At 57.5% G+C, this 12,503-nt stretch carries 12 protein-coding genes; 6 read left to right on the top strand and 6 right to left on the bottom strand.

Annotated features, from left to right (window positions below; genetic code table 11):
* The first annotated feature begins 83 nt into the window (after positions 1-83).
* Positions 84-500: a YkgJ family cysteine cluster protein gene (locus CFN46_RS06330; protein WP_024953392.1), complete on the top strand. Its 417-nt coding sequence runs from the start codon at positions 84-86 to the stop codon at positions 498-500.
* Positions 501-528: 28 nt separating this feature from the next.
* Here the strand turns inward: CFN46_RS06330 and CFN46_RS06325 are convergent, their stop codons facing one another.
* The 3 genes from CFN46_RS06325 to CFN46_RS06315 all read right to left on the bottom strand — a co-directional run bounded on the left by CFN46_RS06325 (position 529) and on the right by CFN46_RS06315 (position 4,963).
* Entirely contained in the window at positions 529-1,662 is a 1,134-nt protein-coding gene (locus tag CFN46_RS06325; protein ID WP_024953391.1) for a glycosyltransferase family 9 protein, read from the bottom strand.
* A 180-nt stretch (positions 1,663-1,842) separates the two neighbouring features.
* Positions 1,843-3,543: an acetyl-CoA hydrolase/transferase family protein gene (locus tag CFN46_RS06320; protein ID WP_254918424.1), complete on the bottom strand. Its 1,701-nt coding sequence runs from the start codon at positions 3,541-3,543 to the stop codon at positions 1,843-1,845.
* Between the two features lie 478 nt (positions 3,544-4,021).
* Positions 4,022-4,963, bottom strand: a complete 942-nt coding sequence (locus tag CFN46_RS06315) for a LysR family transcriptional regulator (protein WP_024953390.1) — start codon at positions 4,961-4,963, stop codon at positions 4,022-4,024.
* A gap of 311 nt (positions 4,964-5,274) precedes the next feature.
* Between CFN46_RS06315 and CFN46_RS06310 the strand changes: the two genes are divergently transcribed.
* Positions 5,275-5,574: a hypothetical protein gene (locus CFN46_RS06310; protein WP_024953389.1), complete on the top strand. Its 300-nt coding sequence runs from the start codon at positions 5,275-5,277 to the stop codon at positions 5,572-5,574.
* A 16-nt stretch (positions 5,575-5,590) separates the two neighbouring features.
* A complete protein-coding gene (ppnN, locus tag CFN46_RS06305; protein ID WP_088742979.1) occupies positions 5,591-7,003 on the top strand; it encodes a nucleotide 5'-monophosphate nucleosidase PpnN in 1,413 nt (470 codons plus the stop codon).
* A gap of 87 nt (positions 7,004-7,090) precedes the next feature.
* On the opposite strand, the gene CFN46_RS06300 is transcribed toward ppnN, so the two are convergent.
* Positions 7,091-7,504 carry a hypothetical protein gene (locus tag CFN46_RS06300; protein WP_024953387.1) on the bottom strand — a complete coding sequence of 138 codons (414 nt, stop codon included), beginning with the start codon at positions 7,502-7,504 and terminating at the stop codon, positions 7,091-7,093.
* A gap of 33 nt (positions 7,505-7,537) precedes the next feature.
* Entirely contained in the window at positions 7,538-7,999 is a 462-nt protein-coding gene (locus tag CFN46_RS06295) for a flavodoxin domain-containing protein (protein WP_088742978.1), read from the bottom strand.
* A 546-nt stretch (positions 8,000-8,545) separates the two neighbouring features.
* On the opposite strand from CFN46_RS06295, the gene CFN46_RS06290 reads away from it, so the two are divergent.
* Positions 8,546-9,484 (top strand): DMT family transporter, encoded by a 939-nt coding sequence (locus CFN46_RS06290; protein ID WP_088742977.1) that lies wholly within the window; start codon positions 8,546-8,548, stop codon positions 9,482-9,484.
* A gap of 543 nt (positions 9,485-10,027) precedes the next feature.
* Complete coding sequence (locus CFN46_RS06285) at positions 10,028-10,939, top strand: LysR family transcriptional regulator (protein WP_176426421.1); 912 nt, start codon at positions 10,028-10,030, stop codon at positions 10,937-10,939.
* Between the two features lie 70 nt (positions 10,940-11,009).
* Here the strand turns inward: CFN46_RS06285 and CFN46_RS06280 are convergent, their stop codons facing one another.
* Positions 11,010-11,825, bottom strand: coding sequence for a hypothetical protein (locus tag CFN46_RS06280; RefSeq protein ID WP_088742976.1), 816 nt, complete (start codon positions 11,823-11,825; stop codon positions 11,010-11,012).
* A 196-nt stretch (positions 11,826-12,021) separates the two neighbouring features.
* Here CFN46_RS06280 and CFN46_RS06275 point away from each other — a divergent pair, with 196 nt between their 5' ends.
* Positions 12,022-12,453: a secondary thiamine-phosphate synthase enzyme YjbQ gene (locus tag CFN46_RS06275; RefSeq protein ID WP_088742975.1), complete on the top strand. Its 432-nt coding sequence runs from the start codon at positions 12,022-12,024 to the stop codon at positions 12,451-12,453.
* The last annotated feature ends 50 nt before the right edge of the window (positions 12,454-12,503 follow it).

The raw sequence follows: 12,503 nt of genomic DNA, 5'->3' as shown, positions 1-12,503 counted from the left end.
CCAGGCGATCCTCAGGCGGCAGACATGCGCTCACTCGCGGAGTATGTTTCACTGCCGCCTGCTGCAGAGGCGCGACTTGCGTCATGAACGCCGTCACGTCACTGCTCCCCTTTTTCGGCACCTCGTCTCATGCCGTGCTACTGATACAGACCTCCATGAACATTCCCATCACCGATGTTTCGCATGCCACTCCTGACGCTGCCCGCCATGAGACTGCCACCCCACCACCCGCCGAGATTGCCTGTAGCAACTGCCAGGCATGTTGCTGTCGTCTCGAGGTCATTCTGCTCACCGATACCGGGGTGCCTGATTACCTCATCGATGAGGATGAATGGGGCGGAGAAGTCATGCGCCGCCTCGACGACGGCTGGTGTGCCGCTGTCGATCGCGAAACGCTGATGTGCACCATCTATGATCGCCGTCCGATGCTATGTCGTGAGTACGAGATGGGCAGCCCGGAATGTGAAGATGAACGCCTCGAAAATGGCCTCGATCAATGACACTGGCAACTGAGGGAAGAGGCCACGTTCACGCCAGTGCGGCTGGCCGGGCCTGAAGCATCGCCATCACGTCTTCTGGTGCCAGCGTGGTGATGATGCGATGCAGTGCCCCCTGTGGCAGGAAGCGCTGAGAGCGGCGAGTTCTACTAAGCGTAATGGTGGGCACATCAAGTGCCACAGCCATGTGCATCGGCCCGGAATCCGGAGTGATCAAGATAGCGGCTTGGCTCAGCAGCGCCGCAAACTCGCGTAGCGGACGCGGTGTCAGTAGCAGGCCGTGGCGAGAGTCCTGCATCAGCGCGCCCAGACGGGGGGCCAACCGGAATTCCTCCGGGCCCAGAAAGACCACATAAGGTTTACCTCCCGCTTCAAGGCGCGCAATCAATGCCTCCCAATAAGCGGGCGGGCAACGCTTGTCGAGGTGGCCACCGACAAACAGAGCCACGAAATTCTTTGCGCCGCCCTCTCCACTCTCCAGTGCACCCTCACTCTCCCGTCCAAGCTGGGAGGCAAGCAAGCGCTGTGCCTGACAAACCTCTTCCTCGCTCAATCTGAGCACCGGGCGTTCACGACAGCTGACGCCCAGCGCGGTCGCGAACAGCGCCGGCACCTGATAGGAATGCAGATTGCCCGGTCCAGGCGCTATTGCGACATCGAACCAGGTCCGCCCCTTATAGGGCAGCGCCATGGTATGACGTGCGCCGATCGTCTTGCCAACCAGTAACCCTGACAACGAACCGGTATTGAGCTGTAGCGCCAGATCATAGCGCTCGCGGCGCAGTGAGCGGATAAGATTCACCGCCTGCCACGGACGCGTGATGGCGTGACGCGAAGCGCAATGCACCTGCCCAAGTCCGAAATTCTCGAACAGCACGGCGGTCTTGTCAGTGGCCAGCATGTCGATGCTGGCCCCCGGAAAGTGGCGCTGGAGAGACTCAATGATCGGCGTACTGATCAAGGCATTGCCAATACGGAAATTGGGGCGAATGATCAAGATGCGCTGAATGGACGCAAGTTGATCAGCGGCCAGCGACTCGGGCACCGGCAACACTCGTTCCAGTGCCCCGATCATCATCCGCTTGGCTTTCTTTTCCAGCCACTGTGCGCCGGTCTTGAGAACACTGTTGGTTCTGATGGTCAGTAGTACGGATGTGGGGGACATGGAGGGGCTCCTGGAGAACGACAGACTCACGGCGCAGCAGTCCGCGAGCCAACGTCCCCACTCTAGGTGAAGCAGCTTAAGCCCCCATTAGCAAAACATGTTCAGAAAACTGGAGTCCCTCACAATTCTATCCGCGAGGAATGTTAAACAAGGCCCCGTCAAAGGAAGGCCGTGGTGAATTCAGGCCAAGGCTCGAGCATCCAGCAGTGAACGCATCGCGCGCATGTGGCCGTGAACTTCAACCTCACGATGCCAGCTGAGCGCCTGCTCCAGACAATGCGGCGTATGCCCGCCCCGCTGGCAAGCCTCCTCGAAGTAGGCGCGCAGGGCCGGACGATAGCTGGGGTCTGAGCAATGCTCGATGATCAGCTCGGCACGCTCACGCGGCGCAAGCCCGCGCAGGTCCGCCAGTCCATGCTCGGTCACCAGAATATCGACATCGTGCTCGGTGTGATCGACATGACTGGCAAACGGCACCACGCTCGAGATATCCCCGCCCTTGGCCAGCGACTTGGTGATGAAGACCGAAAGCTGTGCGTTGCGCGCGAAATCCCCTGACCCACCGATGCCATTCATCATCCGCGTGCCACACACATGGGTGGAATTGACGTTGCCGTAGATGTCGAATTCCAGTGCGGTATTCACCGCAATCACCCCTAGACGACGCACGATACCCGGATGATTGGACAGCTCCTGCGGGCGCAGGATCAGGCGATCACGATAGCGCTCCAGATCTTTCCACAGCGTACGACCACGCTCCTCCGTGACGGTAATGGAGGAGCCGGACGCGAAGTCGAGCTTGCCGGCATCCAGCAAGTCAAAGGTGGAGTCCTGCAGCACCTCTGAGTACATGGTGAGGTGCTCGAACGGCCCGTCCTTCAAGCCACTCATCACTGCGTTCGCCATGCTGCCGATACCGGCCTGCAATGGCAGCAGAGATGGCGTCAACCGTCCGAGCACCACTTCCTGCTTCAAAAGCTCGACTAGATGGCCGGCAATCCTTTGTGTGTCGACATCCCCCGGCGCGCAGCTGGAGGGGCTGTCATGCCCGCACGTCAGCACGATGGCAGCAATCTTGTCAGGGTCGATGGGGATATAGGGCGTGCCGATGCGCGAGTCTGGCGCGACGATCGGAATCGGCTGACGACTCGGGCGCATCTGCGGAATATAGATATCGTGCAGGCCTTCCAGCGCGGCTGGCGACTCCAGATTCAGCTCGATGATGACCTTGTCGGCCAGGATGGCGTAGCTGGCCGAGTTACCCACCGACGTCGTCGGCACGATACCGCCATCGGCAGTGATGGCGCAGGCCTCAACCACGGCGACGTTCATGTCGCTCAGCTGATGATTGCGCAGCAGCTCGACCGTTTCCGACAGATGCTGATCAATGAACATCACCTCGCCTGCGTTGATCGCGCGGCGCAGCACCGGATCCACCTGGAATGGCATGCGCCGCGCCAGCATATGCGCATCAGCCATCTGGCCATCAAGGTCATTGCCCAGCGAAGCACCCGTCATCAGCGTGATCGAGAATGGCTCACGACGTGCCTTCTCGACCAGCGCCAGCGGCAAGGCCTTGGCCTCTCCTGCGCGCGTGAAGCCACTCATGCCGACCGTCATGCCATCCTGAATCAGCTCGGCGGCCTTGGCGGCGCTCATGTGGCGTGATTCCCACCCCTGCCAGCGACAGCGACGTGCCAGCTCGGCACGCGACGTCTCGTCCAGCTCACTGATTTCCATGCGTGACAACAGCGAGAACGTTTCCTGAACCGGTGCCATGCCAGCAGTAGCCGAATCATCATCAGAGCCAGAGGTGACAGAGCCAGAGGTGACAGGACCAGCAGTAACGGAACCAGCAGAACGAGAAAAAGGCGAAGACACGGCGACAAGTACCTCAGTGACAGGTGAATACCATGAACGAGCAAGCGCTGGGGGAATCATGGCAGCGAAAGGAAATGGCGGTGTGCCAAGAGCTATGTGCTAAGAGCTAAGAGCTACGCGCCAAGAGCCATGTGCCAAGAGCTAAGAGCTAAGAGCCATGTGCTGAGCGCGTCAGGTGAAGCATCAGTAGGCACTCATATCAGCTTCCCATGTCGACTGGCCTCTCGCATCAGGCCTTGGTCGATATCGGGGTCCACAATGCGGAATCCAGAGATGCAGGAATGTCGACCTGCCATGTTGCGCCCGCCATGCACCCCGCGAGATGTCCCAGATCACGCAAGACGCATTCAGTGCATCTCATCGTCATCCGTCGTATCTATGTGAGCACTATAGCCACAAAAAAGCCCGCTCCTGGGGAGCGGGCTTTCGATGATAACGCCACTTGATCACACGCGACGTCATCAAGCGTGCCGTGGCGTTACACCATGCGATCGAAATCCATGTTGTCGAAGCTGTCTGGCGCATCGGCGTAGCCATACAGCGTATTACGACGTTGCAGGCGGAATTCACCCAACAGCTGCTCGTAGCGACGCGGCACTTCGGCGTTGTCCCGCGTGACGATATACAGATTCTCGTAAACCGCCTCGGTCAGTGGCATCTCTCGCACCTGACGCTGCCACGGCGAGGTCTCAAGCACGGTACGCGAGACCACCGTGAAGCCCAGGCCACGCGCCACGGCGTCCAGCACCATGCCGATGTCGTTGGTGAAGCCCTGCTGCGGGAAGTGGCTCATGGAGCGGAACTCGCCCGTGAAATTGGCGCGCAGCAACGCACTGGCGTTGTTGACGCCGTCCGCGTAATTCATGAAGCCCAGCGCCATCAGCTCGTTGAGGCTGTTACCGGCAAAATCAGCCGGCACCACCAGACACAGCGGCTCCTGATGCCATAACTCAAAGTTGAGATCAGGATGCTTGACCGGCTCGGTGACGATACCGAGGTCAAAGCGACCGGCCAGCACGTCCTGCACGATCTCGGAATTGTAGGCAAAGCTGTAGCTTACCGTCAGGCCCGGATGCTGTTGCTGATAGCCCAGCGTGAACGGGTAGAACATCAGCCCGACACTTGAGGGACTGGCCACACGGCATTCACCGCTATCAGGAGAGTCATCATCCAGCGAGTGCATGAACTGGGTGTGCTCAGCAAACAGTTTGATGGAGTAGTCGTAGCAGCGACGTCCTGCCGACGTCAGCGAGAACTTGCGTCCCTGACGATTGAGCAACGAGCGCTCCAGGTACTGCTCCAGCTTGCGGATATGCTGACTGACGCCAGGCTGGGTCATTTCCAGCTTGCGTGCGGTATGGGTAAAGCTGCCGGTCTCCACCAGAGTGATGAAGGTACGAAAATACTGGGCATTGAACATGGAGGCACTGACCACTCACGAACGGGGGACGCGACTCGGCGCGTCGTGTTGCCGAATAGCTGCCTGAATGTCTGCACAGGTGCCACCGACCCGCAAAGCCCATGATTCTATCAGAGCCAGCGCCTATGCGCAGCGCTGCGCGGTGGCACTCTCGCGTGTTAGCATCGAGGCATTGTTGAGCAAGAATTGCCGAGTGCAGCCTTGGCCAATATTCCGCGGCCGCGTGCTTCGGAATAAGTGCCACCCTCTGCCCTTTTTATTTGTCTTTGCCGGTGCCTTGGAGCACTGGCTCGAATCACGAGATGCTCCCGATGCTTGATCCTCTGGCCGCACGCGGCGAAGCCATTCACAAGGCGCTGCTCGCGATGGAAAGCGAATGCGCTGAAGTTGACCTGTTCCCACTGGGTTACATGATCCCCCAGGTGGAATTGGTGCTCGAGAACGCCGATTACGCCGCCGATGACGTGGTCGCGGAAGATTTTGACGCCACCTTTGAAGAGTGGATGCATCACGCCTTTGCACAAGACAGCATGAGCGTGGATGACCGCGAACGCATCGGCGAACTCTGGACAGAAGTCCGGAAACGCGCCCAGACCACCGTGGGCGCCTGACACAAGGAAGACGGCCATGAATTCTGTCACCAGTGAAGCCACCACTTATTCACGCGATACCAGCTCTACGCTGGTATCGACCATCATCTCGCCGGAAGGCAGCCTGGAAGTGCTGTCTCAGGATGAGGTCAATCGCCTGCGCGACACCTCCTCCAATGGCCTGCATGACATCCTGCGCCGCTGTGCGCTGGCAGTACTGAACTGCGGTAGTCAGACCGATGACAGCGTCTCGGTGCTCAACGCCCACAAGACCTTCGAGATTGAAGTGCTGCAGCAGGATCGCGGCATTCGCTTGAAGCTGGATAACGCACCGGGCGATGCATTTGTCGATGGCAAGATGATTCGCGGCATCCGCGAGCATCTCTCCAGCGTGCTGCGCGATATCGTCTATGTGGCCAACGAGATCCAGAACACACCGCGTTTTGATCTCTCGACCACCGAAGGCACCACCAACGCGGTGTTCCATATCCTGCGTAATGCCGGTGCCCTCAAGGCCTCGCGTGAGCCGAGTCTCGTCACCTGCTGGGGTGGCCACTCCATCAACCGCGAAGAGTACGAGTACACCAAGGACGTGGGCTACCACCTCGGCCTGCGTGAACTCGACATCTCCACCGGCTGTGGCCCCGGTGCGATGAAGGGGCCGATGAAAGGCGCCAACGTCGCGCACGCCAAGCAGCGTCGCAAGGAAGGGCGTTATCTGGGAGTGTCGGAGCCGGGCATCATCGCGGCTGAGTCGCCGAACCCGATCGTCAATGAACTGATCATCATGCCGGACATCGAGAAGCGCCTTGAAGCCTTCGTGCGCACCGCGCATGGCATCATCGTCTTCCCGGGCGGCGTGGGCACCGCAGAAGAGATTCTCTATCTGCTGGGTATTCTGCTGCATCCGGAAAACGAGGGGCTGCCTTTCCCGGTCATCTTCACGGGGCCGGCAGCCAGCGCTGAATATTTCCAGCAGATCGACGAATTCATCACCTATACCCTGGGTGAGGAAGCGCGCGCGCGCTACACCATCATCATCGATGATCCGGTTGAAGTGGCCCGCACCATGCGCGCGGGCATTGATGAAGTGGCCGAGTTCCGCCGCAGCCATCATGACGCCTTCTACTACAACTGGCGCCTACACATTGCCCCGCACTTCCAGCAGCCGTTTGCACCGACGCATACCAACATGACGGGCCTTGCGCTCCACCGCAATCAACCGGTGCATGAACTGGCCGCCAACCTGCGTCGCGCCTTCTCAGGCATCGTCGCCGGTAACGTCAAGAAGGAAGGCATCGAAGAGATCGAGCGCGATGGCCCCTTCCGCCTGACTGCTGAGCCAGAGCTGATGCATCGCCTGGATGCATTGCTGACATCCTTCGTGGCCCAGGGACGCATGAAGCTGCCGGGCACCGATTACGTGCCCTGCTACACCCTCAGCAAGTGATACCTCACGACCATTGCTGAGAACAAAAACGAGAACGCCCCGATCAGTGATGATCGGGGCGTTCTCGTTTGTATGAGACCGAGCGTCTTACTTGTCGTTGCGACCACGGTGCATCCACAGGCTGATCACATGCGCGACCAAGCCCAGCGTCAGGCCATCCACCAGCACTTCAAGACTACCTTCCTGCACACGGTCCAGCATCGGCGCGGCGAAGTTGAAGGCTGCCATTGCGGCAAGCCCGACCACCATCCAGACCAGCAGGCGGCGCATCAGCATCGGCACTTCGCCCTTGGCGGTATCCGGCAGCTGACGATAGATGTAGACGCCTAGTGCGGTAATCGCCACGGCAAAGCCCACGATCAGCATGAGACGGGTGTTATCGCCACTCATCAGGAAGCGCGGCACATTGGCGACCATCACCACCGCCAGACCCGCCAATACCGAGACACGCTGCGGCGTCAGATTACGCGCGCGGGGATGATCAGATTTCAGTTTCGTCATGCAATCAGTCTCTGGAGTACGTTACGCGGGAAATCAGGCAGTCGCCGGCAGGGTCGGAATCCATGCCTCGACCCACGGCAGCGCCGCATCATCAGCCATGAAGGTTTCCATGGCATCAATCTCGAGGCGCTCACCGTGACGCGTGGCACCGAGGTCCGCCAGGCGCTCGTCAAGATGACGGCCAGCGCCGCAATAGGTTTCACCGTAGGAGCTATCGCCCAGCGCGATCATCCCATAGCGCAACCAATCGAGTGCGGGTGACTCAGTGCTGAGCGTATTGAGAAAGCCGGTGAGATTACCGGGCACATCGCCACTGCCGGTGGTGGAGGTGACGAATAGCGCCAGATCAGGGCGCGTCTCGGTCAGGTCAGTCAGCGTCGGCTGATCCAGCACCTCGACCGTATACCCTGCCTGCTCGAACAACGGCTGCACCTGCTCGGCCACATCCAGTGAACCGCCATACATCGTGCCGACAAAAATCTTCAGTAGCGCCATGCATCCTTCCTTATCCGGGCTATCACCCGCCAGTGGCGGGAACATGAATACCGAGCCAAGCGCGATGAGCTATCGCACCCAACATTTGGTCGCGATGGTAGCACAGCCTGTCGGCCTCCCACAGGCACCGCCGACCTTCGGCAGTCACCTCCCAACGCCGTGTTCTACCTTCATCAGCCACGAAACACACGCCACGTCTCAAAAGATATTCACCCAGTGACATCAGCCCGAAAACGTAACGTAAAAGCACACCCTACATCACATGCAGTCGACACCTCGCTGAGCCATGCTAGAACAGCGCCACGCATTTCGCGTGCCGCCAGCGACTTCCACCATCCCGCATTCACCGACGTCCTACACGGGTCTCATACAAGCCACGCTCATGCCACGACATCATTCTCCAAGCGCGCCACATGACCTTATCGAACAACATCAGCTCACCGCGCAACATTCCGAGCCGGGCCCTCTGCGCAGAAGCAGCACACTCCATGGCCATGCCAATGATGATCACGATCATCAATGCCAGTCTTGGCAGAGGGAATCCGCATGAGCCTGCCATCGTCCGTACCCGACCCCGCCTTCTCGATTCCTCCGCTAGCGCTGACATTACTGGGAGTATCAGCCGTACTGCATGCCAGCTGGAACCTGCTCGGCAAGCGTGGGCGTCCTTCACTAGCCTTCTTCAATCTCGCGATGCTGTATGGCGGACTGCTCTATCTCCCGATTCTATTGTGGAGCGGTTGGAGCATCAGCCAGACGCCCATGGCTTTCTGGGGCTGGCTAGCAGCATCAGGGCTATGTCAGGCGCTTTACATGGGCGGATTAGCCTGGGCCTATGCGCGTGGTGACATCAGCCTGCTCTATCCACTGGCACGCGCACTTCCGGTAGTGATGGTGCCTGTCGTGGGCCTGATGCTGGCGCTGGAACCCTGGCCGAGTGGACTGCACCTCACGGGCTTCATGCTGATCATGCTCGGTGCGCTACTGATGCCGCGAGGCTCGCGAGTGCCGACCAGCTCCCGCGTTACCCTGCCAGCACTCGGCTTTGTCCTGCTCGCCGCACTGGGGACTACCGGCTATTCACTGGTCGACAAGCAGGCCGTTGACGTACTTGGCGTCTCAGGCATGTCTGCCATACAGGCCGGCGCCAGCTTCATGGTGTTACAAGCGCTCGCATCAGCCGCATGGATGCTACCGATAGTCGCGCTCATCCCTGACGAACGGCGTGAAATGCGCCTTATTCTCCGCCAAATCGATATGTGGCCCTGCCTGACGGGCATCATGATGATGGGCACCTATGGGCTAGTGCTGGTCGCCATGGCCATGAGCAGCAACGTCAGCCAAGTGGTAGCGCTCAGACAGCTCTCGATTCCCATCGGAGTACTGCTGGGCATTCTGTATCTTGGCGAGCGCCCGGGAGGTTGGCGACTGGCGGGACTGGCGATTCTGCTCAGTGGTCTTGTCATGGTGGCGTGGCCCAGCTGATGGGCAGCGTGTGACAAGACTGAAAAGATGCCCATGTGTCGCGGATGGCGCTTTATGCGTACGTCATCAGTCATCAAGTCGCTTTTATGGCACCTGTCTGTCATCAGATACGGAACCATCTCCTTTATCTGACGTCTGAGCCGATAGGGCAGTAGAAAAGAATGTCGTACAGGGACGATATCCCCCCTGATCGTCGCGCCTTGCTGATACCGGAGTCGCGCAATACCTGGCTTCGTCAGATGCAACCTTGGCATAGCAATGATATAGTTAGCCTGCTCAGAGTGATCCTCCCTTTTTTATAGGTCCACTCCCTGTACCTGAGCCGGCATATCCCTGACATGTCGTACGTAATGCACTATCCGATTGTTGATCGATGAGCGTGTCTTTGCCGGTATCACGAACACCGGAAAGAGGGGCACGGTCATCGACAGGCAATCCGTTGTGCAGCGCCACGCGCTGCTGCGAGCGTCTTGCGAGGCTCGTGACAAGGTGGGTGTTTCCTTGATGGCGCACCCCGACCCACTGAACAACCGGACCTATTCGATGAGCGATATCGACGCCTATAACACCTTCCTGATGGTGGCAGACCTTGGCAGCCTGTCCCGCGCCGCAGAACGTCTGCGCCTGCCCAAGTCCACCGTCAGCCGTCGTCTCGATGCCCTCGAGGGTCGCTTCGGCACTCGTCTGGTCGAACGTGGCCACCGCGGCATTCGCCTGTCGGAAGCTGGCGAAACGCTATACCGATACGCCCGATCGATGGCCAACCTCGATGACGAGGCACATCGCGCTATCGAAGATCGTCAGTCTGATCTCACGGGCACCATTCGTATTCACGCCACACCGGCACTCGGGCGTCACTTCCTGGGCCGCGCGCTGACAAGCTTCCTGTCAGAGCACGATGGCGTCGATATCAAGCTAAAGCTGTGGCACAACGGCCGCGAGATTCTCGAAAACCAGCCACATCTGGTCATCGGCTTCCCGCATCTGGCCGGTAGCACTCACGTCTTCCGCCCGCTGACCCAGTGGCAGCAGGCCGCCTACGCGGCCTCTCACGTCGAGAATCCTGACGAGCTGCCGTGGGGCGAACTGGAGCCACTCGTTTCTGGTACCTCGCTGTCGCGTCACCCGGAAGACCCGCGTCCGAATCACATCCAGTCCGATGACTTGGAAGTGCTGACGGATTACGTGGCTGACGGCCTGATTCGCGCCGTGCTGCCGACTGACTGGGTCAACTCGCTCAGCGAACGCAACGGCCAGTCCTTCAAGCGTCTGGAATGTGACGAAATTCCGCCGGTCGAGATCGGCATGCTGCTACCGCGCGGCCCGATCCCGACCCGTGTGCGCCTGCTCGCCGACTGGCTGGCACGCGAAATCGGCAAGAACGAGCCGGAACGTGTCACTGCCAAGGCCGCACGTCGCACTGTCAGCGAAGCCGCCGCCAGCACGACAGGCTGATCAAGCGCGCCACACAACGCCCGATCAGTGCAGCAAAAAAGGCCAGCCCCTGAGGGCTGGCCTTTTTTGCTTAGTAGAAAAATGATTTCAACCCTTCGAAAAAAAGCAAAGCCTTTTCCTCATTAGTTATAAACCACATAAATAGCTGAGCCGCTATACCTAAAGCCCCAATAAGGAGTATTGCACTAGATATTTTATTACTCATCTTAGTTGATTTTAAAATATCCTTATGCCTCTGGATATTCAGCTCATATTCGGATAAAGTGATTAAGGCCTTTCCAGTAACACGATAACCATTTTCGTGTTTTTTAATATCACCAGATTCTACAAATGAATCTAAAATTAATTGTAGATGTGCTCGATACCGTTCTTTGTCCGGATGATAAAGCCATTTGTGTGCTTTCTTATTAAGCGCCATACTTATAGAGTCAAAGTTTTCCTTATCATTTTCAATCTTCTTCTCAACAAGATAGTTAAGCACATCCATTCTTTCTTCTCTAACTATAGACCTATTGTTATATAATGACTGATCGAGGCCATCCTTTAAAACTAGAAACTTATACCACTTAATATAATCAAAAAATATGAATTTAACAGCTGAGGTGTATGTAAATTGATGCCCTCGATAATAATGTTCTATTCTTAAGCTGTATTTTGCGTAACATTCTTCATCTATATTTAATACCCTCCTTATCCCTATTTCTTCGCCTTGCCATACAAGGCAGTTGAAGCCAAGATTTCCTTTCTCTTTCACTAAAATTTTACTATTATCACCTACAAGTTCAACTGAATAAAAATTATTATTTGAAGCTGATGGTAAGCTTAATGGAATTCGCGCAGGGGGCGGCTTCCTGATTGCTCTATCCAAAGCAATTGACAATAGCATAAACCACCTTTCCTTTTTATATGTATAAAACTGCGCTCATTTAGTTATACCTCATCTACATATTCGTAACAAAAAACAGCCTTATCTTGCAAAATATAGCTATAGACTTACAGCTATTAGGCTAGCTATCAAGGTAATTCCCTGACTACACACTAGGTGTTAAGGTAAATGCCAAACTTTTAACATAGGTGCTTTTATGTGGCAGCGCGACACCCTCAACCTCTCCGCTCGCAAGCGCGGCTTTCACCTCATCAGTGACGAGGTGGAGCAGGCGTTAGCCGAAATGCCACCGGTCAGTGTCGGCCTGTTGCATGTGCAGCTACTGCACACCTCCGCCTCGCTGACGCTCAACGAGAACGCAGACCCCGACGTACGCCACGACATGGACGCCTTCCTGCGCCGCCTGGTACCCGGCAACCTGCCCTACTTCCGCCATACGCTGGAAGGCGATGACGACATGCCCGCCCATGTCCTCGCCAGCCTGCTCGGCACTCAGCTCACGCTACCTGTCGAAGCCCGCCGCGGCGTCAACCGGCTCGCCCTCGGCACCTGGCAAGGCATCTGGCTCGGCGAACACCGCGACCACGGCGGCAGCCGCAGGTTGTGTCTGACGTTAAGTGGCGAATAAGAAGAACTGAAGCTAAACAAAAAAATCTAAAATACAGCCATCAATAAAAG

This window comes from Cobetia sp. QF-1 (assembly GCF_002213105.1).
Taxonomy (GTDB): Bacteria; Pseudomonadota; Gammaproteobacteria; order Pseudomonadales; family Halomonadaceae; genus Cobetia; species Cobetia crustatorum.
This window is presented reverse-complemented; position numbering and strand designations above follow the sequence as displayed.